Origin of the sequence: Kitasatospora sp. NPDC049285 (assembly GCF_040678815.1) — a bacterium.
GTDB lineage: Bacteria > Actinomycetota > Actinomycetes > Streptomycetales > Streptomycetaceae > Kitasatospora.
Window position 1 is genome coordinate 168489 of the sequence record NZ_JBFAQR010000006.1, and the last position, 24826, is coordinate 193314.

The window sequence follows — 24826 nt, forward strand, 5'->3', positions numbered from 1 at the left end:
GGTCCGCAACGCTGTCCGGCGAATTACCGCCTGACGGTCCGTCAGGCGGTGGGCCGGGCCGCGGCCAGGTGCAGCCGGGTGAAGGCCAGCGCCTCCGCCAGGTCCGCCTCCCGCTCCGCCGGCGTGGCCGAGCGGCGGGTGTTGACCTCGAGCACCACGTGCCCGTCGAAGGAGGTCCGGGCCAGGCGCTCCAGCAGTTCGGCGCAGGGCTGCTTGCCGCGCCCGGGGATCAGGTGCTCGTCCTTGCCCGACCCCGAACCGTCCGCCAGGTGCACGTGCGCCAGCCGGTCGCCCATCCGGTCGACCATCTCCAGCGCGTCGATCCGGGAGGTCGCCGCGTGCGACAGGTCGACGGTGAAGTGCCGGTACTCCTCGTCGGTGACGTCCCAGCCCGGCGCGTACGCCAGCATCTCGCGGTCCCGGTAGCGCCACGGGTACATGTTCTCCACCGCGAACCGGACGTGGGTCTCCCCCGCCATCCGGTTGATCCCGGCCACGAAGTCCTTGGCGTACTGCCGCTGCCAGCGGAACGGCGGGTGCACCACCACGGTGTCCGCGCCCAGCCGTTCGGCCGCCCGCCGGGCCCGCACCAGCTTGGTCCACGGGTCGGAGGTCCACACCCGCTGGGTGATCAGCAGGCACGGCGCGTGCACCGCGAGGATCGGCACCGCGTACCCCTCGGAGAGCCGCCGCAGCGCCTCCACGTCCTGGCTGACCGGGTCGTTCCAGACCATCACCTCGACGCCGTCGTACCCGAGCCGCGCCGCCAGGTCGAACGCCGTCTCGGTGGTCGACGGGTACACCGACGCCGTCGACAGCGCCACCTTGGTGTCCGGCACGTGCAGCGCCGGATGCGGCGGCAGCACCAGCCGGTCCGTGGTGCGCAGCAGCGGCGCCCGCTCGTCCAGCTTCCGGCGCGCCGCCCGGGCCGCCCGCGCCGCCTTCAGCGGCAGCGCGGCACGACGCTCGCGCCGCTGCCGGGCCGGGGCAGCGGCGTTCACCGGGTCGTCGTCCTCGGAAAGCGCCACGCCGACCAGGTTAAGCGAGACGGAGCGGACAAATGGTGTGCGCTTGGGCACGGAAAAGGGCGGCACCCGGGGGTGCCGCCCTTTCACCGCCGAGGCTAGGCCGCGAAGTAGCCGCTGAGGTCCGCGATGGCGTGGGTCTCACCGGCGTGCAGGTACAGCGTCACCCGCCCGTCGACGACCGGGACCACCACCAGGTTGGCGACGGTGGCACCGGGCGTGAAGTTGAGGTTCGACACCCCCGGGCGGTCCGTCCCGTGCGGGTAGACGATCAGGTGGCTGTCGACCGTCGGGTCGGTCACCGTGACGTTCAGCACCACCGCGGTGGCACCGGCCGGAACCCCGTCCACGCCGCCGACCTGGAAGCTGACGATCCCGTCCGGGCCGATCTTCCCGGCGCGCGCGCCGGTCCCGTAGCGGGTGTCCAGCAGCCGCAGCGGGTCGACCGCCGAGAAGGTCGAGCCGGTCGCCGCGTAGTAGCCGGTGACGTCGGCGATCAGGTCCACCGAGCCGGAGTTGTTCCGCAGGTCCACCTTGCCGTTGACCACCGGCACCGTCACCAGGTTCGGGACGATCTGATGGGGCGTGAAGTTCAGGTTCGACACGTTGGGCAGCGACTGGCCGTCCGGGTACACGGTGACGTGCCCCTCCTCCGACGGGTCGACGGCGGTCACGTTCATCACCACCGCGGTCACCCCGCTCGCCGGAACGCCCTTCACACCCGCGACCTGCAGCTGCACCACACCACCGCCACCGACCCGCGCCTTCGGCGCACCGGTGCCGTCCCGGGTGTCCAGGAACCGCGCCGGGGTGATCGGCGTCAGCGCCGAGCCCTGCCCGGCCGCGTCGGTGTAGTACCCCGTCACGTCGGCGATCAGGTCGACCGCACCGGAGTTGTTCCGCAGGTCCACCTTGCCGTTCACCACCGGCACCGTCACCAGGTTCGGCACGGTCCGGTGCGCGGCGAAGTTGAGGTTCGACACGTTCGGCAGCGGCCGTCCGTCCGGATACACCGTCACGTGCCCGTCCTCGGACGGGTCGACGGCGGTCACGTTCATCACCACGGCCGTGACACCGGTCGCCGGAACGCCCTTCACGCCCGTCACCTGCAGCTTCACCACACCACCGCCACCGACCCGCGCCTTCGGCGCACCGGTGCCGTCCCGGGTGTCCAGGAACCGCGCCGGGGTGACCGGGACGAACCGCGCCTTCGCCGGCGCGGCGGGGGCGGTCACCGTGAACGCGTTCGGCACGTAGCCCGGGGACGGCACCCCGGAGGTGTAGCCGCCGCCGTTGCTCAGGCCGTAGCTGCCCGGCGCGAGACCGGTGGTGTCGACCAGCACGTTCAGCGTGGTGCCGTCGTCACTGAGGGACACCGGCTTGATCTGCTGCAGGCCGGTGTAGCTGTTCGGGACGATCTGCAGCTTGCCGGCCATGCTGAGCCCGGCGCCGTGGATCACCGCCGGCACCAGCGTGTCGGCCTGGCCGGTCGACGGGCTGATCGAGTCCGGCGTGCCGGAGTTGACCGCACCGACGCCGGGCACGCCCTGCAGGGTGTACTCGACCGGCGTGGCCGCCTTGTTGGCGCTGAGGATCAGCACGGCCTGGCCGCCGACGGCGTTCCACAGCGCGGAGCAGGAGCCGCCGAACTTCCCGTAGCTCTGCATGCACTGGTAGGTCAGGTTGGGGTCGACCCAGTCCGCGGACCCGACGACCGACAGGAACGGGTTCTCCACGGTGGTGGAGCTGGAGGAACCGCCGATGGTGAAACCGTCGTTGGGCTTCATGTCCACCACGCCGCAGAACGCGGTCGCGGACTCGGTCAGCACCCCGCTGCGCTGCGGGAAGCCGTTCACCGACAGCTTGTTGGCCGCGCACTCGGGTGCCCAGCCGCCGGCTCCGCCGACCTTCCAGGCGTCGACGTCGGCGTGGATCGGCTTGTCCTGGTAGCCGGAGGCCACCACGACCGCCACGTACGAGGTGGAGCCGGTCACCTTGCAGGAGATGCCCCACTGGCGGCACTGGATCTTGCCGTCGGCGTCCACCGCCATCAGCAGCGTGGACGGGTCGTAGCGGCTGCCGAGGGTCCGGCCGCTCAGCCAGAACTTGTCGGTCGCCGCACCGCTGACCCGCACACAGCGGGCGTCCAGCGCCGAGGTGAAGTCGAACGCGGTGGACGGGCCGCCCACCTGCGTGGAGGAGACCGGGGTGCACGGCGCGCTGGGCGAGATGTCCCGGCGCACCAGGTGGTAGGTGTCGGCCTGGCCGACGCCCACCAGCATGGCGGTGTACGCCGTGCCCGCGGTCAGCTGGCAGGTGGTGGTGGACGAGCCGAGGGTGGAGCAGGCGGTGTTGCCCGCGGCGTCCACCACGTACACGGCGGCGTTCACCCGGTTCAGGTTGTTCGCGTAGTCGAGCATCTCGGCGGGCGAGTGCTGACCGGCCGGGACGCTCAGGCAGGCGTTCTGGACGCTCGCGGTCAGCGCGACCTCCGCGCCCCAGGAGCCGTTGTAGCCGGACTGCGGCCACGCGGCGCAGCCGTTCGCGTTCCCGGTGCGGTGGATCACCAGCTGGTACGGCTGGGCGGGGGTGCCGGTCAGCACGGCGCGGAACGGCGCGGTGCCGGTCAGCTTGCACGAGCCGTAGCCGGAGCCGCCGTTGTCGCACTGCTTGACGCCCTTGGCGTCGTCGACCTCGACCGCGACCGGACCGCCGTCCGCGGGCGGGCGGTTGAGGAGGTAGAGGCCGTTCCCGCTCGCGGTCGGCAGGGTCAGGCAGCGCTGCTGGCCGAGCGCGCCGTAGGTGCCGGTGACCGGTCCGGAGACCAGGCCGTCGTCGGCGCCGGCGGTGCAGCCGCGGGTCTCCTTGCCGGAGTGGAAGGCCATCCCGTACGCGCCGAGGTTCTGGTTGTTGGCGTCCGGCACCCAGGTGTGGTCGCCGAGGGCCAGGTCGCAGTCGCCGCTCTGGCAGCTCGCCAGGGAGCCGTCGGCCTCGAACAGCCGCCCGTTGACGCTCTGCCCGGTGGAGAGCGAGGCGTAGGTGTGGCGGCCCGCCGCGGCCACCCGCAGGGTGCGGCAGAGCGCGGTGGAGGTCAGGTCCGGGGCGGCGCCGTAGGCCTGCGGGTCGACGACCGCGCAGCCCTCCGGCTTGGACAGCCGGGCGATCCGCAGGTCGTACTCCTGGGCGGAGCCGGAGTTCTGTTGGACCGTCACCCGGTACGGCGCGGGGCCGGTGAGGCCGCAGTTCAGGCCGGTGTAGGAGTCGCTGACGGCGTAGGAGTTGCAGATCTGCTTGCCCGCGCCGTCGTAGACGAACCAGGTCAGCCGGTAGTCCGGCCCGGAGGTGCGCAGCACGTCGCCGGTGGCCAGGTCGGTGGTGTAGCAGTCGCCGGCGCTGCCGGCCGCGAGCGAGCCGTGGAAGGCCGTCGGCGCGCCGAGCTTACGGTCCGCGGGGGCCACGGTCTTGCAGCCGGTGGCGGAGAGCAGCGGCAGGTAGGACAGCGCGACGGGGTTGTCCGTGTAGTAGTTGGACGACACCTTCAGCGTGTAGGTGCCGGCCTGGCCGGTGGCGCACCGGACCGTGCCGTAGCCGAAGCCGCCGCCGAGCGCGTTCTCGCAGGAGACCGCGGACCCGTCGGGCGCGGTGAGCGTCGGGTAGACGGAGGACTGGGTGGACACCACCTGGAGGATCACCAGGTCGTTCTGCTGCGGCAGCGTCAGCGTGAGCTGGGCGCTGCCGTACGCCGGCACCGTGCAGGTGACGACGGTCTGCGGGTCGAGCGCGGCCGGGCAGGCGCCCGCCGGGTCGCTCAGCTGGAGCTGCTTCACCGCGGCGGCGTGCTCGGCCGCCGGGTCCGCCTTCGGCGCGGCCTGCGGGCCCGCGGCGGGCTGTGCGGCGGCGGGCTGCGCGGCGGCGGGCGCCGGAGCCGCGGCGAAGGCGTTGCTGCTCTGCGCGACCAGCGCGCCGAGCAGCAACGCCCCGGTGGCCACCAGGCCCACGAGGCGTTTGGGTCTTCCGGACGGCAGCACTCTCATCGTCCCCCCCTGTGGGAATGCCCGACGCCGGCATCCGTCACCGGGTCCAGGGCAGCCGGAGTCTAGCGGGGCGCATACGGACCACCGCCACCGGATTACCCATCAGGAACCTCGGGGCTACGCCTCGATGGCGATCCGGTGCTCGTTGCCGTCCATGGTGTCGAGTCGGCGCAGGATGATGCCCTCGCGCAGGGCCCAGGGGCAGATGTCGAGCTCCTCCAGGCCGAACAGGTCCATGGCGGCGTCGGCGACCAGGGCGCCGGCCAGCAGTTGGCGGGCGCGGCCGAGGGAGACGCCGGGGATCTGGGCGCGTTCGGCGGGGGTCATCGCGGCGAGGCGCGGCAGCCAGGCGGACAGGCCGGCGCGGGTGAGCTTGCGCGGGACGCGCGAGCCCGCGCCCTCGGGGGCGGCGCCGGTCATCCGGGCGAGCTGCTTGAAGGTCTTGGAGGTGGCGACGGCGTGGTCGGGCGGGCCGAGGCGGGTGATGTCGCCGACCACGCCCGCGATCTCGGCGCGGATGTGCCGGCGCAGCTCGCGGATGTCGCCGGGGTCGGCGACGTCGCCGGGCAGCCGGGCGGTCAGCCGGCCGGCGCCGAGCGGGAGGGAGGTGGCGACGTCGGGCTGCTCGTCGATGCCGCAGGCGATCTCCAGCGAGCCGCCGCCGATGTCGAGGTCGAGCAGCCGGCCGGAGGACCAGCCGAACCAGCGGCGGACGGCGAGGAAGGTCAGCTTGGCCTCGTCCTGGCCGGAGAGCACGGTCAGCGCGATGCCGGTCTCCTGCTCGACCCGGCGCAGCACCTCCTCGCCGTTGGCGGCCTCGCGGACCGCGGAGGTGGCGAACGGCAGCAGGTCGACGACGCCCTTGTCCTCGGCGACGCGCAGCGAGGAGGCGACCATGGAGATCAGCCGCTCGATGCCGGTCTCGCTGATCGCACCGTGCTCGTCGAGCAGTTCGGCGAGGCGCAGCTCGGCCTTGTGCGAGTACGCGGGCAGCGGGGCAGCACCGGGGTGGGCGTCCACCACGAGGAAGTGGACGGTGTTGGAACCTACGTCGAGCACACCGAGTCGCATAACCGTCCAACCTAGTCCAAGCCGGTGACCGGGTGGGTCACAGGAGGCCGTCCCAGAGCTGTTCGACGATCACGGCCCACCAGTTCTCGGGGTCGCGCAGCGCGGTCCGGTCGAGGGCGGCGAGGGCGTGCTGGAACTCGGCGACGGCCGGTCCGGCCTGCTCGGGGGTGAGGTCGCGCAGCCGGGGGTGGCGGTCGGCGAGCAGTGCCAGGCTGCGGACGAAGGACGTGAGGTCGGCGTTGCAGTACCGGGCCTCGCAGGTGTCCGGGTCGACGGCGCGGATCCGGCCCTGGGCGGCGTCGACGGTGAGCAGCGCCCAGCCGTCGCTGCCGAGCACCCGCTGGCCGAGCAGTCCGGCGCGGGCGGCGGCGGTGGCCCGCCGGCCGCGGCCGAGCGCGGCGAGGTGCTCGGCGAGGTCGGGCAGGACCGGCGCGGCCTGCTCGGCGATGCCGTCCGCGGTGGGGTGGTGCAGGGCGAAGAACCCGGCGACGGCCCGCGGCAGCCCGGTGTGCTGCAGCGGGCGGGCCACCGGCTCGGGCAGGTCGGCGGCGAGCGTGGCGGCCTGCTCGAAGCGCCGTACGCCGTCCTCGCCGAACTGCGCGGCCAGCCGCTTGGCCAGGCCGTCCTCGGTCTCCGGCTGCGCGGGCGGCACGTCGCGCGGCAGCGGCACCCGGTTGTACGGGGTGCCGGCCCGGGCCGCCAGGGCCCGGACGGCGGCCGCCCGGTGGTCGTGGCGCGGCCCGTACGGCTGCTCGAACTCCACGCGGACGCCTGGCAGTTGGGATTCCAGTGCGTACGCCCAGTAGCCGCCGGGCAGCATCGACAGCCGCAGGTCGGTGCGCACCGCGAGGACGTCCTCGGCGGTGACGCCCTGCCCGCGCAGCTGCTGCCAGGCGCGCAGCGCGGGGTGCGGGCGGCCGTGTGCGGAGCGGACGGTGAGGCTCTGCGGCTCGCCCTGCTTGTCGCGGTAGCCGACGGTGGCCCGGGTGCCGGGGCCGGTGACCGGGGGCTGCCCGGGCCGGTGGCTGCCGGCGCCGAGCCGGTCCCGGTACAGCCGCTCCACCTCGGGCACCGGGACGGACGGGTAGACGGTGAGCTCACCGCTGTGCCGGTCGACCACGGCGCAGGCCGTGCCGATCTCCTCCGGGGCGCGCCGCACCCCGGTGAGCGGGTCGGTGAGCACCGGCGCGGGCTCCGGCCAGAGCACCCAGCCGAGGTCGAACTCGTGGCACCTGACAGGCCGTGAACTCTCCTGCGGGAGATCGCCGTTGACCCAGCGGTGGGCGGTGGCGAGGGCCTGCTCTCGGGTGATCATCAGCGGGTGCTCCCGGCGGTGCGGTGGACGGTGAGCCGGGAACGCGGCGGTGCGGCTTCGGTCGTGGGGCCGGCGGGCGCAGCGGCCACCCCGACCGGCTCGGGCGCCGCCGGCACGGCCTCGGCCGCCTGCGCGGGCACGGCGACGGTGGCGGGCAGCGGCAGCGTCAGGTCGATCGGCCGGTCGGCGGCGTCCACCGCGATCGCCCACAGGCCGTGGTCGGCCGGGTAGAGCGGGGTGGGCGCGGCGTAGCCGGTCTGGTGGTCGAGGTAGCTGAGCACGCCCTCGCGGTTGACGGCGTTCCAGGTGTGCGAGCGGCCGAACCCGTCGACGGTGAGCAGCACGGCGCGGGTGCCGGTGCCGTGCGCCAGCAGGGCCTGGCCGAGCTTGGCGTGCGCGTCCGACCCGTCGCCGAGGTCGAGGAAGCGGGTGCCGAGCTCGCGTTCGGCGCGGTCCCGGCCGCCGCGCTCGCCCGCCGGGCCGTCGGGCAGCCGGGGGGCGGCGCAGGTCGGGGTGCCGCCGAGGGTGTCGACGGCGGACAGCGCCACGTCCACGCAGTTGTTGGACCGTCCGCTCTCGGCGGGGCCGCCGCCGTTGAGCACCTCGATCCACTCGCCGACCATCGGGTCCGGTGCGGGCACCGGGGTGCGGCGCACCACCTCGGCCTGGTGCGCGGGGTCGACCGGGCCGAGCCCGCCGGGCAGCCCGTACGGGCGGCCGTCGGCGAGGGTCCGCTCGCGGACCGGGGCGGCCGGCAGCGGCGCCTGGCCGGGGGCGCGGCCGGCGATCACCAGCCAGGCCGCGGCGGTCTGGCCGGGGTGCACGGGGAGCCCGGAGTCGTCGAGCAGGTCGCGGCGGCGCCCGTCCACCAGCGGGTCGTAGCGGACCGGGCCGCCGGGGGCCTGCTGGCCGATCCCGCCGCCGCCCGCGGGCGGCACGACGCCGCCCACCGGCCGTCCGCCCACCGGCTGCTGGCCGACGCCGATCACCGCGGCGGCACTGCCACCGCCCTGACCGTGCGCACCGGCTCCCGCCCCCGCCGCCGGCACACCGACCGGACCGGCCGCACCGCCGCCCGCCGCACCGGGCGCACCCGCGCCCGCCCCGGGGGCACCGGCCGCAGCGCCGGGAGCGCCGACCGGTCCGGCCGCGCCACCGCCCGCCGCACCGGCGACCGGCGCACCCGCCACCGGGCCGCCGCCGACCGGACCGCCGCCCATCGGCAGGCCCGCACCGGCCCCGGGCAGCACGCCGCCCACCGGACCGGCCGGACCGCTGCCCACCGGGCCGAGCTGGAACGAACCGCCACCGGACGAGCCGGCCGAGCCGCCGAAGCCACCCGACACCGGGTCCGCGCCGCGGTGGCTCCCGCCGCCGCCACCGCCCCAGACGTCGCCGTTGTCGAAGACCGGCGGGGCGCTCGGCGCGGGCGGCGCGTGCACCCCGTCGACCTGGAGCGAACCGGGGATCCGCGGCGGAATCGGCAGGTCGTAGTCCGGGCCCGACGAACCGCCGGACGGACCGGAGCCGCCGCCGGACGGGCCGCCGTACGAGCCGCCGCCCGAACCGCCGTACGAGACGGGGGAGTTGTTGCCGTTGCCCGCGCCGCGGTGGTCACTCTGGTCCCAGTGGCCGCGGCCACCGGACCCGGCGGGTGCGGACTGCTGCTGACCGGGGTCCGGGTTGAGCAGCTGGCTGGTGGTGTTGGTGAGGGTCTCCGCCGCGTTGCCGAGCACGGGCTTCCCGTTGTCGGGCTTCCCACCGGGGAGCAGATCGCCCAGCGGGTCGTGCTTGCCGCCGTGGATGTCCTGCTTGCCGTGCGGGTCGTGGAGACCGGGCTGGGTGCCGTCCGGGCTGGGGCCGGCGCCGTCCAGGCCGGGGACCGGCATGCCGTTGGCGGTGCCGGAGAGCGCGATCGGGCTGCCGTCCGCGCCGAACACCACGGTCCGGCCGTCCGGGGTGAGCGCCTGGCCGGCCGCGTTCACGGTGACGGCGTGGCCGTCGCCGCCCGACAGCAGGTGGCCCTTCGGGTCGGTGACCAGGCCCGACACCTGGCTGCCGTCGGCGCCGAGCAGCACCGGGTGGCCGTCCGAGCCGAGCTTGGGGTGGCCGTCGGCGCCGAGCGCCATCACCACGCCGGTGCCGAGCAGCGCGCCGCCCAGGCCCACCAGCAGCGGCTTGCCCTCGGAGGTGAGCAGCGGCTTGCCGTCGGTGCCGAGCGCGATGCCGGTGACCGGGCTGCCGTCGGCGCCGACCACCGTCTGCTGGCCGTCGGCCCCCTGAGTGATCGTCAGACCCTTGACGCCCTTGATCTCCAGGCCGTCGGTGCCGACCAGCACCGGGTTTCCGTGGTGGTCGGTGCGGACGGTGCCGTCCGCCTTCAGCTCGGGGCGCACGCTCTCCACCCCGGCGACCTCCACCGAGCGGGACACCCCGGACCTGGCCAGTACCCCGGTGATCTGCCCGGCCCGGCCCGCCACGCTGGCCTCCCGGCGCTCGCCGTGCAGCCCGCGGCCGTCGGCGGCCGCGATCCGCTCCAGCGCGGTGACGGCCGGATCGGACGCGACCGCCTTCACCGCCTGTGCCATGTCGCGGCCCAGCTGCTCCAGCAGCTGACCGATCTTCAGCTTGGCGCTCTCCACGGCGGCCGCCTCCTCGACCTCGGCGACCACCTCCTTGACCGCGCCCACGGTCGCCCCGACCGCTCCGCTGATCAGTCCGCCGATGCCCGAGGTGGCCTGCTGCCCGGCCTCCTTGATCTGCGCCTTGGCCGTGGCCTCCGCCGCGTCGGCGGCCTTGATCTTCTCGGTCAGCTCGGTCAGCACCGCGATGATCTCGGCCTTGCCGTGGTCCACCGCCCCGGCCGCCTTGTCCAGCGCCCCGGCCAGCAGCCCGGCCGCCGCCGAGGCGTCGTCCAACTGCCCCCGCCCGCCGCCGCTGAACTGCCGCCAGTGCTCGGCGAACGCCTCCACCGCGGCGCCCGAGTTCTCCCCGGCCACCCGCTGCGCGGAGTCCCCGCCGCGGCGCACCAGCCGGTCCGCCTCGGTCCCGAACTCCCGCCACAGGCCGGCTGCCTGGCGCAGCCCGTCCTCGTCGGCCTGCGGCCACGCGTGGCCGGTCCGGGCCAGCGCGGGGGCCAGTTCCTCCGGCAGCTTCCTGGACACGTGCTCCCCCTTCGGATGGTGCGGTTCGGCGGTCGGTGCGGCGCGGGCGGACCCGGCGGTCGTGTGCTCAGACTCCGTTGCGGCCGTGGCCGGTTGCGCCCGGGTGGTTCAGCGAGGGCGCGTTGAAGTCGGCGCTGATGTCGGACTCGGTGCGCTCGGCATTGTCCGCCATGGTGTGCAGGCCCTGGCCGATCCGGCCCAGCCGCTCCGCCAGCCCCTGCAGCCCGGCCAGCACACCCTCCCTGGCCTCGCCGTACGCGGAGCCGAACGGCTGCCCCGGGGCGTCCTGCCCCCACGGGCTGCCCAGCCCCGCGAGGCCGCTCTCCAACTGCTTCGCGGCGCCCGCGAACTCAGTCGAGATGGCCTCGAACTCCCGTCCCTCGCCGTGGACTTCCCACGACCGGATGACGAACTTGTCGCCCATGGTGCGCACTCCCCCGTGCCCGGACGCCCGATGCGTCCATCCTTCCCCCGGCTGGGTCATCCTAGGGCCGCCCGACCCGCCCGCCCCCAGACCGCCGGTCCTTTTCACAGCCGTTTCACCTTCACCGACCGCCAGATCCCCGACCAACACCCCGAAACCCGCACAAAAGGCACACCGCCGCACGCCGTTCGACCCCGCTCAGGCCATACCCTTGCCGGGTGGCACCAGCAGAGACCGCGAAGAGCAAGAAGAGCAAGAAGTCCGCCAAGACCGCCAAGGCCGGCACCGTCGACCTGGCGATGCCCACCGTGCGCGAGGTCGCCCTGGACTTCCCGCGCGCCTGGATCGAGTTCACCGACCCCGCCGACGACGACCAGGTGTTCCGGTGCGACCTCACCTGGCTCACCTCCCGCTGGGGCTGCATCTTCGGCAAGGGCTGCCACGGCATCCAGCCCGGCCGCGGCGCCTCCGACGGCTGCTGCACCCTCGGCGCCCACTACTCCGACGAGGACGACGAGCAGCGCGTCACCGAGCACGCCGCCCGGCTCACCCCCGACATCTGGGAACACCACGCCGAGGGCACCGACGCCAAGGGCCGGATCCGCCGCGACGGCGGCATCACCATGCTCGACGAGGACGGCGACCGCCAGACCCGCCGCGTCAACGGCGCCTGCCTCTTCCTCAACAGCCCCGGCTTCCCCGGCGGCGCCGGCTGCTCCCTGCACATCCTCGCCCTGCGCGAGGGCCTCGAACCCCTCGAGACCAAGCCCGACGTCTGCTGGCAGCTCCCGATCCGCCGCACCTACGACTGGATCGACCGCCCCGACGACACCCGCTACCTCCAGGTCTCCATCGGCGAGTACGACCGCCGCGGCTGGGGCCCCGGCGGCCACGACCTCCACTGGTGGTGCACCGGCTCCCCCGAAGCCCACACCGCCCCCGACCCGGTCTACGTCTCCTACCGCGCCGAACTCACCGAACTCATGGGCCCCGAGGCCTACGAGCTCCTCACCCGACTCTGCAAGACCCACGACCCCCGCCTCGCCCCACACCCAGCGGACATCTAGGGGCCCGGGGAACGGCGGGAGTGCGTGGCGCCAAGGGTGCCGGGGCGCTGCAAGGTCTCGGCGCATAGAGGTCTCCAAGACCCACAGCCGGACTGAGACCGCGAGCCACTCGCCTCGCGGTTCCCCGAGCCCCTGTTGTTGCCCTACTTGTCGATGTCCCCGACCACGAAGAACATCGACCCCAGGATCGCCACCATGTCCGCCACCAGCGTGCCCGGCAGGAGTTCGGTCAGGGCCTGGATGTTGTTGAAGGACGCGGAGCGCAGCTTGAGCCGCCACGGCGTCTTCTCGCCGCGCGACACCAGGTAGTACCCGTTCAGGCCGAGCGGGTTCTCGGTCCAGGCGTAGGTCTCGCCCTCGGGGGCCTTCAGGACCTTGGGCAGGCGCAGGTTGATCGGGCCGGCGGGGAGCTCCGCCAGCCGGTCGAGGCACGCGTCGGCCAGCGCCAGCGCGTTGCCGGTCTGTTCCAGCAGGCACTCGAACCGGGCCAGGCAGTCGCCGTCCTGACGGACCGCCACCTTCAACACGTCCTGCAGTTCGCCGTACGCGAGGTAGGGCTCGTCCCGACGCAGGTCGAAGTCGACGCCGCTGCCGCGCGCGATCGGCCCACTTACACCGTAAGCGTGGACCTGCTCGCGGGAGAGCACGCCGACGCCGGCCGTCCGGCCGCGGAAGATCTCGTTGCCGAGCACCAGGTCCTCGAAGACCGGCAGCTGCGAGCGGACCACGCCGACGGCGCGGCGCACCCGGCCCAGCCAGCCCGCGGGGAGGTCCTCCTTGAGGCCGCCGACCCGGTTGAACATGTAGTGCATGCGGCCGCCGGAGGCCTCCTCCAGGACGTGCTGGAGTTCCTCGCGGCCGTTGAAGGAGTGGAAGATCGGGGTGATCCCGCCCAGCTCCAGGGGGTACGAGCCGAGGAACATCAGGTGGTTGAGCACCCGGTTGAGCTCGGCGAGCAGGGTGCGCAGCCAGACCGCCCGCTCGGGGACCTCCATGCCGAGCATCCGCTCGACGGCGAGCACCACGCCCAGTTCGTTGGCGAAGGCGGAGAGCCAGTCGTGCCGGTTGGCCAGCATGATGATCTGCCGGTAGTCGCGGGCCTCGAAGAGCTTCTCGGCGCCGCGGTGCATGTAGCCGATGACCGGTTCGGCGGCGCTGATGCGTTCGCCGTCGAGGACCAGCTTGAGGCGCAGCACGCCGTGCGTGGACGGGTGCTGGGGACCGATGTTGAGCACCATGTCGGTGCTGTCCGGCCCGCCCGGGAGCGTCTGCGCGCCCGCGCCGATGCCGACCGTGGTCTCCCGCATGCCCGTCGCGTCCTTCATGAGGGGAGAGTCTGCCATCCCGGGAGGCCGGCGAGGTCGTCCGGTACCGGCATGCGGACGGTCTGGGCGAGCCAGCCGAAGGCGCCGAGTCCGGCGGGATCGGTCAGCTCCGCGGCCTCGCCGGCCCCGCTCAGCGCCCGCAGGTAGCCGGCCGGGTCGGTGCTCGCCAGGGCGAGCGGGGGGCGGCCGCCGCTGACGCCGAGGGCGTGCAGGGCGGCCCGCTGCGTGGTGAGCAGGGTGGGATGGCCGGGGACGGCGGCGGCGTCGAGGGCGACGTGCGCGGTGAGGTCGCAGCTGCCGTCGGGGACGGGCGCCACCTCGCGGCCGTCCCGGAACCCGGTCAGGGTGCCGAACGGGGGCCGGGCGTCGCGCGTGTGCGCGTAGTCGACGGCGACCGCGAGACCGCGCTCCAGCGACCCGACGGCCCGCGCCCAGGCTGCGTCCCGGGGACCGCCGAGTTCGACCCTCCCCCAGCCCCGAGGTACGCCCGTGCCGTCCGGCCACCAGCGCCGGGCCCACGCCTCGTCGGGCGCCGCCAGCGGCTCCCCCGCGCGCTCGGCGCCGTCCGCGGCGACCTCGACGTACCGCAGCCGACCGTCCGGGCCGGGTTCGGCGACGTCCAGCGGCACGTTGTCCAGCCACTCGTTGGCGAACAGCAGCCCGGTGACGCCGGCCGGCGGCTCGGGCTGCCAGGCGATGTCGGCGGGCAGGGCGGCGGGCCGGTCGGCCAGCTCGACGGCGGTGAGGCGGACCCGGTCGCGCAGGTGCGCGGGCAGGGCGGCCCGGACGGCGAGGGTGAGTTCGCCGCGGCCGGCGCCGACGTCGACGAAGGCGAGCTCGGCCGGCGAGCCGAGGGCGGCGTCGACCCCCGCCAGCAGCCGGGCGACGGCGGCGGCGAACAGCGGGGAGGCGTGCACGGAGGTGCGGAAGTGCCCGGCGGGGCCCTCCGGCCGGCGGTAGAAGCCGCCGTCGGGCCGGTAGAGGGCGTGCTCGATCGCGGGGCGCCACCGCATCCAGGTCATGGCGGACGACGTTACCCCGGCGGTCGGGTCTCCACCCTGGGGAGTAGCAGCGGATCGCTCTCCCGGCGGACCTGATCGGGGTCTGCGGTTCCCTAGGCTGGAGGCGTGCATCGACTCAACGCCTGGCTCCGCCGACATCCCATGGTGGTCGACTCCGCCTGGGCGCTGTTGCTGATGGGCCTCAGCTTGCTGTCGGCGGTCGAGCAGACCGCGCCGGCGGACGGTCCGCCGCTGGACCCGACCAAGCACACGGTCGAGATCGTGCTGGCGGTGGTGCTGCCCGCGATGATGGTGGTCCGCCGCCGCTGGCCGGACGTCATGACCGTGGTGGCCACCGCGGTCGGCCTCGGCCAGGTCGCGGCGGCGATCGCGCCGAACGGGTCGAGCATCGCCTACCTGGTCTTCGCGTACACCGGCGCCGCGTTCGGCCGGCCCTGGACCTCCCGGCTGGCGCTGGCCGCGTCGCTGGCGGCCGGTCCGCTGACGGTGTGGCGGCTGATGAACGCCCCGGAGCGCGGCGACTTCGGCCGGCAGCTGTTCCTGGCCGGGCTGATGACCACGCCGTTCGTGCTGTGCTGGGCCTGGGGCCGGCTGACCCGGGTGCGCCGCGCGTACCTGGTCGAGCTGGAGGACCGGGCCGCCCGGCTGGAGCGCGAACGCGACGCCCGGGCGAAGGTCGCGGTCGCCGCCGAGCGGGCCCGGATCGCCCGCGAGCTGCACGACGTGGTGGCGCACAACGTCTCGGTGATGATCGTCCAGGCGGACGGCGCCGCGTACGTGCTGGACTCCTCCCCGCAGCAGGCGAAGGAGGCGCTGGGCACCATCGCCTCCACCGGCCGGCAGGCGCTGGTGGAGATGCGCCGGCTGCTGGGCGTGCTGCGCACGGCGGACACCGTCGGCGAGGAGTACGTGCCGCAGCCGGGCGTCGAGGAGCTGCCCGACCTGCTGGAGCAGGTCCGCACGGCCGGGCTGCCGGTGGAGTTCGCCGCCACCGGCGAGGTCCGCGAGCTGCCCCGCGGCCTGGAGCTGACGGTGTACCGGATCGTCCAGGAGGCGCTCACCAACGTCCGCAAGCACGGCGGCCCGGCGGCCCGGGCCAAGGTGGCCGTGGACTTCCGCGAGCGCGACCTGGAGGTGCTGGTCGAGGACGACGGCCGCGGCAGCACCTCCGAGCAGCTGGTCGGCGGCGGCACCGACGGCCTCGGCCACGGCCTGATCGGCATGCGCGAACGGGTCGGCATGGTCAGTGGCAGCCTGGACGTCGGGCCCCGCCCCGGCGGCGGCTTCCGGATCAGGGCCGTCCTCCCCCTCAAAGTGTCCAAGTAAGGAGCCCCACCGATGCCCATCCGCGTGATGCTGGTGGACGACCAGGAACTGCTGCGCACCGGCTTCCGGATGGTCCTGCAGTCGCAGGGCGACATCGAGATCGCCGCCGAGGCCGGCGACGGCCAGCAGGCCCTCGACGTGCTGCGCACCGCCGAGGTCGACGTGATCCTGATGGACGTCCGGATGCCCCGGCTGGACGGCGTCCAGGCGACCCGCCGGATCTGCCTGGACGAGCACGGCACCCCGGTCGTGGGCGCCCCGCACGTGCTCATCCTCACCACCTTCGACCTGGACGAGTACGCCTTCGCCGCGCTCAAGGCGGGCGCCTCCGGGTTCCTGCTCAAGGACGTCCCGCCGACCGAGCTGGTCGCCGCGATCCGCGCCGTCCACAACGGCGACGCGGTGGTCGCCCCGACCACCACCCGCCGGATGATCGACCGCTTCGCCGAGGTGCTCCCGACCCCGTCCAGCACCCCCGGCTCGCCCGTCCTGGGCCCGCTCACCGAGCGCGAGCGCGAGGTCTTCCTGCTGGTCGCCCAGGGCCTGTCGAACAGCGAGATCGCCGCCCGGCTCACCCTCTCCGAGGCCACCGTGAAGACCCACGTCGGCCGGATCCTGGCCAAGCTCGGCCTCCGCGACCGGGTCCAGGCGGTCGTGCTGGCCTACGAGAACGGCCTGGTCCGCGCGGGCGAGGTGCTCTGAGGTCCCACCCGCCTTTCCCGTCCCCGTACCATGGACCGGTACGTCTGGTACCCGCCGAGGACTGGAACGCGAACTGTGCTGCACGACTTCGGAGACCCCTCCGACCCCGGTAACCGCCCTGCCCGGCTGGCCGTCGGGGTGGTCGGTACCGGAAGGGTCGGACCCGCGCTGGGCGCGGCCCTGCAGTTGGCCGGGCACCGGGTGGTCGCCGCCTCCGGCGTGTCCGCCGCCTCCCGGCGGCGGGCCGAGGCGCTGCTGCCCGGCGTGCGGCTGGTGACGCCGCCTCAGGTGATGGCGGCGTCCGACCTGGTGCTGCTGACCGTCCCGGACGACGCGCTGCCGGATCTGGTGGCCGGCCTGGCCGCCACCGACGCGGTGCGCCCGGGCCAGCTCCTGGTGCACACCTCGGGCGCGCACGGCGTGGCCGTGCTGGAGCCCGCGACCCGCAAGGGCGCGCTGCCGCTGGCGCTGCACCCGGCGATGACCTTCACCGGCACCTCGGTGGACGTGGCCCGGCTGGCCGGCTGCCCGTTCGGGGTGACGGCGCCCGAGGAACTGCGCCCGGTCGCCGAGGCGCTGGTGGTGGAGATGGGCGGCGAGCCGGCCTGGGTGCCCGAGGAGGTCCGGGCGCTCTACCACACGGCCCTGGCGCACGGCGCGAACCACCTGGTCACGCTGGTCGCGCAGGCGATGGAGCTGCTGCGCACCGCGGGCGTCGGCGAGCCGGGGCAGATGCTCGGCCCGCTGCTCGGCGCGGCGCTGGACAACGCGCTGCGCTCCGGCGACCTGGCGCTGACCGGCCCGGTGGCCCGCGGCGACGTGGGGACCGTGCGCAAGCACCTGGCCCAACTCGCTACCGTGACCCCGGACATCGGCCAGGCCTACCGGGCGATGGCGAAGGCCACCGCGCAGCGGGCGGTGGCGAGCGGCACGCTCAAGCCCGAACCGGCGGCGGCGCTGCTGGACGTACTGAACGAGGAGAACCACTGATGGCACGCGACAGGCGCCCGGCGAAGGCCCCGAAGGCCGCCAAGGTCCGCACGGCGGTGCTGACCCGCACCGTGGACGAGTTCGAGGCGGCGTTCTGGCCGGACGAGCAGCCGGTGGACAACGCCGTGGTGATGACCATGGGCGCGCTGCACGCCGGGCACGCGGCGCTGGTCCAGGCGGCCCGCCGCCAGGTCGGCAAGGACGGCCGGGTCGCGGTGACGGTCTTCGTCAACCCGCTGCAGTTCGGCGCGGGCGAGGACCTGGACCGCTACCCGCGCACCCTGGAGGCGGACCTGGCGCTGGCCGAGGAGATGGGCGCGGACGTGGTGTTCGCCCCCTCGGTGGACGAGATGTACCCGAACGGCGAGCCGCTGGTGCGGCTGTCCGCGGGCCCGATGGGCGAGGGCTTCGAGGGCGCGGCCCGCCCGGGCCACTTCGACGGCATGCTGACCGTCGTCGCCAAGCTGCTGCACATCACCGACCCGGACTTCGCGGTCTTCGGCGAGAAGGACGCCCAGCAGTTGGCGATCATCCGCCGGATGGTCGCCGACCTGGACTTCGACGTGGAGGTCGTCGGCGTCCCGACCGTCCGCGAGGAGGACGGCCTGGCGCTGTCCTCCCGCAACCGCTTCCTCTCCGAGGAGGAGCGCTCCCGGGCGCTCGCCCTCTCCCGCGCCCTGTTCGCCGGCCGCGACGCCGGCGCGAAGGGCCCGCAGGCCGTCCGCGAGGCGGCCGCCGCCGTGCTGGACGACGCGGACGGCATCTCCCTCGACTACCTCGCCCTGATCGACCCGCTCTCCTTCACGGAGGCGCCGGACGACTTCCAGGGCGAGGCGGTGCTCGCGGTCGCGGCCAGGGTCGGTTCGACCCGGCTGATCGACAACGTCGGCATCATCGTCCGGTAAGCACAGCCCGCAGTAGCCCCAGGCATGCACTCAGAGAGGCGTGACCCATGCTCCGCACCATGCTCAAGTCCAAGATCCACCGTGCCACCGTCACCCAGGCCGACCTGCACTACGTCGGGTCGGTGACGGTCGACGAGGACCTGCTCGACGCCGCGGACCTGCTCCCCGGCGAGCTGGTCCACATCGTCGACATCAACAACGGCGCCCGGCTGGAGACCTACACCATCGCGGGTCCGCGCGGCACCGGCGTCATAGGCATCAACGGCGCCGCCGCCCGCCTGGTCCACCCCGGCGACCTGGTGATCCTGATCGCCTACGGCCAGATGGAGACCGCCGAGGCCAAGGGCTACCTGCCCAAGGTCGTCTTCGTCGACGAGCACAACCGGATCACCGGCATGGGCGGGGACGCCGCCGAGGCCCCCGAGGGCAGCGGACTGCTGCGCGGGGACGCCGCGTACGGTGGTTCGAACGGCACGGCCACCGCCGCCGCGCGCTGAAGGAGCGACTGAAGTCATGTCCTACCGTCTGACCGCCCCCGCCCCCGGCTGGACCACGACCACCGACGTGGTCGTGGTCGGCTCCGGCGTGGCCGGACTCACCGTGGCGCTCAACGCCCGCAAGGCCGGCCTGCGGGCCATGGTGGTCACCAAGGCGGTGCTGGACGACGGCTCCACCCGCTGGGCCCAGGGCGGCATCGCCGCCGCCCTGGGCGAGGGCGACACCCCCGAGCAGCACCTGCAGGACACCCTGGTCGCGGGCGCCGGCCTGTGCGACGAGGAGGCCGTCCGGACGCTGGTCACCGAGGGCCCGGACGCGGTGCGCCGGCTCATCGAGACCGGCGCCGAGTTCGACCTCGACGAGGACGGCGAGATCGTCCTGACCCGCGAGGGCGGCCACCACCGCCGCCGGATCGCGCACGCCGGCGGCGACGCCACCGGCGCCGAGATAGAGCGCGCCCTGGTCGCCGCGGTGGAGGCCGACCCGGGCCTCGAACTCATCGAGCACGCGCTGGTGCTGGACCTGCTCACCGACGCCGGCGGCCACGCCGCCGGCGTCACCCTGCACGTGATGGGCGAGGGCCAGCGCGACGGCGTCGGCGCGATCCTGGCCCGCGCCGTGGTGCTGGCCACCGGCGGCATGGGCCAGGTCTTCGCCGCCACCACCAACCCGGCGGTCTCCACCGGCGACGGCGTGGCACTCGCGCTGCGGGCCGGCGCCGAGATCACCGACCTGGAGTTCGTCCAGTTCCACCCGACCGTGCTGTTCCTCGGCGCGGACGCGCAGGGCCAGCAGCCGCTGGTCTCCGAGGCGGTCCGCGGCGAGGGCGCGCACCTGGTCGACGCCGACGGGGTGCGCTTCATGGTCGGGCAGCACGAGCTGGCCGAACTCGCCCCGCGCGACATCGTCGCCAAGGCGATCATCCGCCGGATGCAGGAGCAGGGCACCCAGCACGTGTACCTGGACGGGCGGCACTTCGGCGCCGAGATGTGGGAGCACCGCTTCCCGACCATCCTGGCCGCCTGCCGGGCGCACGGCATCGACCCGGTCACCGAGCCGATCCCGGTCTACCCGGCCGCCCACCACGCCTCCGGCGGCGTCCGCACCGACCACCTGCACGGGCGCACCACCGTCCCGGGCCTGTACGCCTGCGGCGAGGTCGCCTGCACCGGTGTGCACGGCGCCAACCGGCTGGCCTCCAACTCGCTGCTGGAGGGTCTGGTGTTCGCCGAGCGGATCGCCGCCGACCTGGCCGCCCGGGACGCGGCCGGCGACCTGCCGGCCCGCACCGTGGTCACCGACGCCGCGAGCGCCGCCACCCCGGTCCCGCTGCTGCCCGCCGAGGCCCGTGGCGAGATCCAGCAGCTGATGTCGACCGGCGCGGGCGTGATCCGCTCCGCCGACTCGCTCACCGCCACCGCCAAGGGCCTGGCGGCGCTCGCCGACGCCCGGCACTCCGCCGACCCCGCCGTCGAGACCTGGGAGTCCACCAACCTCCACCAGGTCGCCTCCGCCCTGGTCGCCGCCGCGACCCTCCGCGAGGAGACCCGCGGCTGCCACTGGCGCGAGGACTTCCCGGACCGCGACGACGCCCACTGGCAGCACCACATCACCCGCTCCACCCCCGCCTGACCTCCCGTCACCGCCCGCGCCCCGATTCCCCGCTAGGAGCCCAGCCCTCATGTCCCACTCCGAACTCCCCCTCCTGTCCGCCGAGTCCGACGGTTGCGGCGACGGGTGTGCCTGCGGCGACGGCGAGGTGTACGAGACCGGTCTCGACCCCGCGCTGGCGGAGCTGCTGGAGGCGGCCGGGCTGGACCCCGTCGAGGTCGAGGACGTGGCGATGATGGCCCTGTCCGAGGACCTGGCCGGCGGCGAGGACGTCACCTCGGTGGCCACCGTGCCCGCCGAGGCCGTCGCCACCGCGGACTTCACGGCCCGTCAGAAGGGCGTCGTGGCGGGCCTGCGGGTCGCCGAGGCGGTCGTCTCGCTGGTCTGCGAGGAGGAGTTCGAGGTCGAGCGGCACGTCGAGGACGGCGACCTGGTCGAGCCCGGCCAGGTGCTGCTCTCGGTGCGCAGCCGCACCCGCGACCTGCTGACCGCCGAGCGTTCCGCGCTGAACCTGCTCTGCCACCTGTCCGGCATCGCCACCGCGACCCGCGCCTGGACGGACGCGCTGGCGGGCACCAAGGCCGTGGTCCGCGACACCCGCAAGACCACGCCGGGCCTGCGCGCGCTGGAGAAGTTCGCGGTGCGGGCCGGCGGCGGCGCCAACCACCGGATGGCGCTGTCGGACGCGGCACTGGTGAAGGACAACCACGTGGTCGCGGCCGGCGGTGTCGCCGAGGCGTTCACCGCCGTCCGCGCCGCGTACCCGGAGCTGCCGATCGAGATCGAGGTGGACACCCTGGAGCAGATCCCGCCGGTGCTGGACGCCGGCGCGGACCTGATCCTGCTGGACAACTTCACCACCGAGCAACTGCGCGCGGCGGTGGAGCTGGTGGCGGGCCGGGCCCGGCTGGAGGCCTCCGGCGGACTGACCCTGGCCACGGCGCGCGAGGTCGCGGACACTGGTGTCGACTACCTCGCAGTCGGGGCGCTGACCCACTCCTCGCCGATCCTCGACATCGGCCTGGATCTCCGCAGTTCCTGACCCCTCGAAGCAGAAAGCGCCCCATGCTCCTCACCATCGACGTCGGCAACACCCAGACCACGCTCGGCCTGTTCGACGGCGAGGAGATCGTCGAGCACTGGCGGATCTCCACCGATCCCCGCCGCACCGCGGACGAACTCGCGGTACTGCTCCAGGGTTTGATGGGGGCGCACCCGATCGTCTCGGCGGACGACCGGGTGGCCGGCCTGGCGATCTGTTCGTCGGTGCCGGCCGTCCTGCACGAACTGCGCGAGGTGACCCGCCGTTACTACGGCGACGTCCCCGCGGTGATCGTGGAGCCCGGTGTGAAGACCGGGGTGCACGTGCTGATGGACAACCCGAAGGAGGTCGGCGCGGACCGGATCGTGAACGCGCTGGCCGCCAACCACCTGTACGGCGGTCCGTGCATCGTGGTGGACTTCGGCACCGCCACCACCTTCGACGCGATCAACGCGCGCGGCGACTACGTGGGCGGCGCGATCGCCCCCGGCATCGAGATCTCGGTGGACGCGCTCGGCGGCCGCACCGCGATGCTGCGCAAGATCGAGCTGGCCCGCCCGCGCAACGTGATCGGCAAGAACACCGTCGAGGGCATGCAGTCCGGCATCCTGTACGGCTTCGCCGGCCAGGTCGACGGCCTGGTCAACCGGATGGCCAAGGAACTGGCCACCGACCCCAACGACGTCCAGGTGATCGCCACCGGCGGACTGGCCCCGCTGGTGCTCGGCGAGGCCGACTCGATCGACGTCCACGAGCCCTGGCTGACCCTGATCGGCCTGCGCCTGATCTTCGAGCGCAACCGCCCGGCCACCGCCTGACGGCGGGTCACGGCTTGGCGGACGGCGAGCCGACCATCCCGGCGGGTCCGTCCTCGGGGCGGTCCTCCCGGACCGACCGCTCGACCTGCTTCCACCGCGGGTCGCTGATCAGCGCGACCAGCCGCTCCTGGTCGAGCGGCGGGTCGGTGCGGGTGACCGGGGTGCCGTTGGCGAGCGGCACCCGGTTCCACTCCTGCAGCATCAGCCGGTAGCCGTCCGCGGTGCTGGCGCTCACCGACCAGGTCTTCGCCCCGGCGGGTTCGCCGGGGCGGGTGCCGGCCTGGTAGACCACGACCTTGGTGCCGTCGGCCAGGGTCCGGTCGGTGCAGGCGTCCCCGGCGATCACGGTGGGATCGCAGGCGGTCGGGCCGCCGTCGCCCTTCATGATCCAGAACAGGTACTGCACGCGGCCGTGCCCGTCGTCCCAGACCAGCCGCAGCTGCGGGATCGGGTTCTCCGTCCCGCGTGCCTCGCCGACCTCCACCAGCTGCCCTGCGGGCAGGAGTTCGGTCAGCATGGACTGGAACTCCGGCCCGCTGACCGCGGCCGCGGCCGAACCGGAAGCGCCCGGCCCGACCGCGCCGCCGCCGCCGCCGGGCAGGCTGATGGCCCCGGCCCCGGCGACGCCGATCAGGGCGAGCGCGGCGACGCCGCCCAGCAGCGAGACGCGTCGCCGGGCGCGCAACCGGCGGCCGCGGGACCAGCCGAGGTCGGCGAGCGGCTGGGGGTCGATCCGGTAGGACTCGGCGGCCAGGCCGATCGCGTCGGCGAAGGCCTGCTCGTGCCCGGGCTCGGGGGTTTCTGCGGACATGCGGGATCATCCTCTCGGTGAACTGAACGGAGTGGAAAGCGAACTGACGATCGGTCGGATCAGCGGTCGGCGAGGGTGCCGAGCCCGTCGCCGAGGACGGCGCGGATCCGGGTCAGCGCCCGGGAGGCCCGGGTGCGCACCGCGCCGGGCGTGGCGTTCAGGATCGCCGCGGTCTCCTCGACGCTGCGGTCCTCCCAGTAGCGGAGCACCAGCACCGTCCGGTCGGTCGGGGCGAGCCGGGCGAGCGCGTCGACCAGGGTGAGGCGCAGCGCCGGGTCGGCGTCGGGGGCGGCGGTGTCGGGGAGTTCGGCGGTCGGCTGCTCGTCCGAGCGGCGCCGGCCGCGGTGGGTGAGGAAGGCGCGGACCAGCACGGTGTGCGCGTAGCCGGCCGGGTTGTCGATCCGGTTGCGGCGGCCGAACCAGCCGGTGCGGTGCCACTGCAGGTAGACCCGGCCGAGCGCGTCCTGCACCAGGTCCTCGGCGAGGTGGGTGTCGCCGCCGGTGAGCAGGCAGGCGGTGCGGTAGAGCGCCGCGGCGCGGGCGGCGGCGAACGCCCTGAACTCCTCGTCCGGGCCGTTGTGCCCCGATCGCGCCTGACCGTCCGTCACCATCGCGTCCGACTCCCCTGTTCCGGTGTTCTCCCCTACACCTGGATGACCGGATGGCCCGGCGTGTCGTTACAGGGGTGTGCGGCCCCGGCGCGTTCCGGATCGAATGAGCCTCTCATAGGCCAATCGGGACAAACACGTCATCAATCGCCATAAGTCGGACGTACGCCACGTACTGTCGATCCATGCCAACGCCACACGGATCGCGCGGCGGCATGGCCTTCAGCGCCGACGAAGTCCGGGTGCTGCGCCGTGTCCTCGCCCAAGCCCTCCATCCGGCCCTCCCCGACCGGCTCCCGGCGGCCACCGCCGGGGAGTTGTGGGCCGAGGACGTCCAGGACGCGCTTCGCCTCACCGAGGCCATCGACGAGGCCGTACAGGAGGGCGGGCGGCTGCGCGCCTTCCTCCTCGCCGACCTGGCACGCTACCGCGGCGCCCTGCCGGGCAGCGCGGGCGGCTACCTGGAGCGCCTGGAGGAGGCCGTCACCGACGGCTACCTGCCCACCGCCGAGGACCTCTCGGCACTGCGCTCGCTCTCCCGCCAGCCGTGCGGCCCGCAGGAGCGCTCCCGCCGCTCGCGGCTCGCCGGGCGCTGCCACGCGCTCGCCGAGGCGGAGGTGCGGGAACGGCTCTCCCTCGGCTCCGGGCAGCGGCACCTGACGGCGGTGCCCAGCCCGGCCTCCGAACCCCAGCCCGCCACCCCTGTTGGAGGACGGATCCCGATGAGCGACCAGCCCAAGCCCCAACCGCAGGCCGAACCCCCCGCCGAGCGCCCCCGCCCGCGCCGGATGCCGACCCCGGCGGAACTCTTCGGCCGCCGCCCGAAGGCCGCTCCGCACCCCGAACCGCCCACCGGTGACGAGCACCCCGAACTCGCCACCGGAACCGACGGCTGACGCACCGTCACCGCCCCCAAGCCCCCTCCCCGAGGGGGCTTTCCAACGTTTGGGTAAAGATCACCCGCGATACGAACGACCATGCCCCGAACTGTCCGATTCCCGTTCTCCCGCCGGTCGGTTTCTCCCTCTATGGTCGGCCGCGCGCAGCTGTGCGCACAGACCACCATGG

General features: G+C 74.3%; 20 protein-coding genes. 10 read left to right on the forward strand and 10 right to left on the reverse strand.

Annotation, left to right across the window (positions count from 1 at the left end; genetic code table 11):
• Positions 1-41: 41 nt before the first annotated feature.
• From AB0K51_RS06960 to AB0K51_RS06985, 6 genes are all read right to left on the reverse strand, one after another.
• On the reverse strand, positions 42-869 hold the full coding sequence (locus tag AB0K51_RS06960; protein ID WP_363451432.1) for a sugar phosphate isomerase/epimerase: 828 nt from the start codon (positions 867-869) through the stop codon (positions 42-44).
• Between the two features lie 254 nt (positions 870-1123).
• Positions 1124-5059, reverse strand: a complete 3936-nt coding sequence (locus AB0K51_RS06965; RefSeq protein ID WP_363451346.1) for a hypothetical protein — start codon at positions 5057-5059, stop codon at positions 1124-1126.
• A gap of 117 nt (positions 5060-5176) precedes the next feature.
• Positions 5177-6130 carry a Ppx/GppA phosphatase family protein gene (locus AB0K51_RS06970; RefSeq protein ID WP_363451348.1) on the reverse strand — a complete coding sequence of 318 codons (954 nt, stop codon included), beginning with the start codon at positions 6128-6130 and terminating at the stop codon, positions 5177-5179.
• A gap of 37 nt (positions 6131-6167) precedes the next feature.
• The gene (locus AB0K51_RS06975; RefSeq protein ID WP_363451350.1) at positions 6168-7445 is read right to left on the reverse strand and encodes an SUKH-4 family immunity protein; all 1278 of its coding nucleotides are present in this window, start codon (positions 7443-7445) and stop codon (positions 6168-6170) included.
• A complete protein-coding gene (locus tag AB0K51_RS06980; RefSeq protein WP_363451353.1) occupies positions 7445-10609 on the reverse strand; it encodes a toxin glutamine deamidase domain-containing protein in 3165 nt (1054 codons plus the stop codon). Before AB0K51_RS06980 ends, AB0K51_RS06975 begins: the two co-directional genes overlap by 1 nt.
• 67 nt (positions 10610-10676) lie before the next feature.
• Positions 10677-11033, reverse strand: a complete 357-nt coding sequence (locus AB0K51_RS06985) for a hypothetical protein (RefSeq protein ID WP_363451356.1) — start codon at positions 11031-11033, stop codon at positions 10677-10679.
• 299 nt (positions 11034-11332) lie between these two features.
• Between AB0K51_RS06985 and AB0K51_RS06990 the strand changes: the two genes are divergently transcribed.
• On the forward strand, positions 11333-12100 hold the full coding sequence (locus AB0K51_RS06990; RefSeq protein ID WP_363451434.1) for a hypothetical protein: 768 nt from the start codon (positions 11333-11335) through the stop codon (positions 12098-12100).
• A 143-nt stretch (positions 12101-12243) separates the two neighbouring features.
• Here the strand turns inward: AB0K51_RS06990 and AB0K51_RS06995 are convergent, their stop codons facing one another.
• Together AB0K51_RS06995 and AB0K51_RS07000 are read right to left on the reverse strand one after the other, a co-directional pair.
• Positions 12244-13407 (reverse strand): NADH-quinone oxidoreductase subunit D, encoded by a 1164-nt coding sequence (locus AB0K51_RS06995; protein WP_363451436.1) that lies wholly within the window; start codon positions 13405-13407, stop codon positions 12244-12246.
• A gap of 14 nt (positions 13408-13421) precedes the next feature.
• On the reverse strand, positions 13422-14447 hold the full coding sequence (locus AB0K51_RS07000) for an SAM-dependent methyltransferase (protein WP_363451358.1): 1026 nt from the start codon (positions 14445-14447) through the stop codon (positions 13422-13424).
• A gap of 105 nt (positions 14448-14552) precedes the next feature.
• On the opposite strand from AB0K51_RS07000, the gene AB0K51_RS07005 reads away from it, so the two are divergent.
• The 8 genes from AB0K51_RS07005 (at position 14553) to AB0K51_RS07040 (ending at position 22339) form a co-directional block, all read left to right on the forward strand.
• Positions 14553-15773 carry a sensor histidine kinase gene (locus AB0K51_RS07005; RefSeq protein WP_363451360.1) on the forward strand — a complete coding sequence of 407 codons (1221 nt, stop codon included), beginning with the start codon at positions 14553-14555 and terminating at the stop codon, positions 15771-15773.
• Positions 15774-15785: 12 nt separating this feature from the next.
• Complete coding sequence (locus AB0K51_RS07010) at positions 15786-16475, forward strand: response regulator transcription factor (protein ID WP_363451362.1); 690 nt, start codon at positions 15786-15788, stop codon at positions 16473-16475.
• Positions 16476-16550: 75 nt separating this feature from the next.
• The gene (locus AB0K51_RS07015; protein WP_363451364.1) at positions 16551-17465 is read left to right on the forward strand and encodes a DUF2520 domain-containing protein; all 915 of its coding nucleotides are present in this window, start codon (positions 16551-16553) and stop codon (positions 17463-17465) included.
• On the forward strand, positions 17465-18370 hold the full coding sequence (gene panC / locus AB0K51_RS07020) for a pantoate--beta-alanine ligase (protein WP_363451366.1): 906 nt from the start codon (positions 17465-17467) through the stop codon (positions 18368-18370). The genes AB0K51_RS07015 and panC overlap by 1 nt, the downstream gene beginning before the upstream one ends.
• A gap of 47 nt (positions 18371-18417) precedes the next feature.
• On the forward strand, positions 18418-18867 hold the full coding sequence (gene panD, locus AB0K51_RS07025; protein ID WP_363451368.1) for an aspartate 1-decarboxylase: 450 nt from the start codon (positions 18418-18420) through the stop codon (positions 18865-18867).
• A gap of 16 nt (positions 18868-18883) precedes the next feature.
• Entirely contained in the window at positions 18884-20500 is a 1617-nt protein-coding gene (locus tag AB0K51_RS07030; RefSeq protein WP_363451370.1) for an L-aspartate oxidase, read from the forward strand.
• A 49-nt stretch (positions 20501-20549) separates the two neighbouring features.
• Positions 20550-21521 (forward strand): carboxylating nicotinate-nucleotide diphosphorylase, encoded by a 972-nt coding sequence (gene nadC, locus AB0K51_RS07035; protein WP_363451372.1) that lies wholly within the window; start codon positions 20550-20552, stop codon positions 21519-21521.
• 23 nt (positions 21522-21544) lie between these two features.
• Positions 21545-22339 (forward strand): type III pantothenate kinase, encoded by a 795-nt coding sequence (locus AB0K51_RS07040; protein ID WP_363451374.1) that lies wholly within the window; start codon positions 21545-21547, stop codon positions 22337-22339.
• Positions 22340-22346: 7 nt separating this feature from the next.
• Here AB0K51_RS07040 and AB0K51_RS07045 read toward each other — a convergent pair whose 3' ends face one another.
• Both AB0K51_RS07045 and AB0K51_RS07050 read right to left on the reverse strand, forming a co-directional pair.
• Entirely contained in the window at positions 22347-23150 is an 804-nt protein-coding gene (locus AB0K51_RS07045; RefSeq protein ID WP_363451376.1) for a hypothetical protein, read from the reverse strand.
• Positions 23151-23209: 59 nt separating this feature from the next.
• Entirely contained in the window at positions 23210-23761 is a 552-nt protein-coding gene (locus AB0K51_RS07050; protein ID WP_363451378.1) for a SigE family RNA polymerase sigma factor, read from the reverse strand.
• Positions 23762-23943: 182 nt separating this feature from the next.
• Between AB0K51_RS07050 and AB0K51_RS07055 the strand changes: the two genes are divergently transcribed.
• A complete protein-coding gene (locus AB0K51_RS07055; protein WP_363451380.1) occupies positions 23944-24654 on the forward strand; it encodes a hypothetical protein in 711 nt (236 codons plus the stop codon).
• The last annotated feature ends 172 nt before the right edge of the window (positions 24655-24826 follow it).

Excerpts from the sequence above, each read along its gene's own strand:
- AB0K51_RS06970 (WP_363451348.1), bottom strand. The coding sequence starts at position 6,130 with ATGCGACTCGGTGTGCTCGACGTAGGTTCCAACACCGTCCACTTCCTC.
- panC (WP_363451366.1), top strand. The coding sequence starts at position 17,465 with ATGGCACGCGACAGGCGCCCGGCGAAGGCCCCGAAGGCCGCCAAGGTC.
- AB0K51_RS07040 (WP_363451374.1), top strand. The coding sequence starts at position 21,545 with ATGCTCCTCACCATCGACGTCGGCAACACCCAGACCACGCTCGGCCTG.
- AB0K51_RS07045 (WP_363451376.1), bottom strand. The coding sequence starts at position 23,150 with ATGTCCGCAGAAACCCCCGAGCCCGGGCACGAGCAGGCCTTCGCCGAC.
- AB0K51_RS06990 (WP_363451434.1), top strand. The coding sequence starts at position 11,333 with ATGCCCACCGTGCGCGAGGTCGCCCTGGACTTCCCGCGCGCCTGGATC.
- AB0K51_RS06965 (WP_363451346.1), bottom strand. The coding sequence starts at position 5,059 with ATGAGAGTGCTGCCGTCCGGAAGACCCAAACGCCTCGTGGGCCTGGTG.
- AB0K51_RS07000 (WP_363451358.1), bottom strand. The coding sequence starts at position 14,447 with ATGACCTGGATGCGGTGGCGCCCCGCGATCGAGCACGCCCTCTACCGG.
- AB0K51_RS06975 (WP_363451350.1), bottom strand. The coding sequence starts at position 7,445 with ATGATCACCCGAGAGCAGGCCCTCGCCACCGCCCACCGCTGGGTCAAC.
- AB0K51_RS07030 (WP_363451370.1), top strand. The coding sequence starts at position 18,884 with ATGTCCTACCGTCTGACCGCCCCCGCCCCCGGCTGGACCACGACCACC.
- AB0K51_RS07010 (WP_363451362.1), top strand. The coding sequence starts at position 15,786 with ATGCCCATCCGCGTGATGCTGGTGGACGACCAGGAACTGCTGCGCACC.
- AB0K51_RS06985 (WP_363451356.1), bottom strand. The coding sequence starts at position 11,033 with ATGGGCGACAAGTTCGTCATCCGGTCGTGGGAAGTCCACGGCGAGGGA.
- panD (WP_363451368.1), top strand. The coding sequence starts at position 18,418 with ATGCTCCGCACCATGCTCAAGTCCAAGATCCACCGTGCCACCGTCACC.
- AB0K51_RS07050 (WP_363451378.1), bottom strand. The coding sequence starts at position 23,761 with ATGGTGACGGACGGTCAGGCGCGATCGGGGCACAACGGCCCGGACGAG.
- AB0K51_RS07055 (WP_363451380.1), top strand. The coding sequence starts at position 23,944 with ATGCCAACGCCACACGGATCGCGCGGCGGCATGGCCTTCAGCGCCGAC.
- AB0K51_RS06995 (WP_363451436.1), bottom strand. The coding sequence starts at position 13,407 with ATGCGGGAGACCACGGTCGGCATCGGCGCGGGCGCGCAGACGCTCCCG.
- nadC (WP_363451372.1), top strand. The coding sequence starts at position 20,550 with ATGTCCCACTCCGAACTCCCCCTCCTGTCCGCCGAGTCCGACGGTTGC.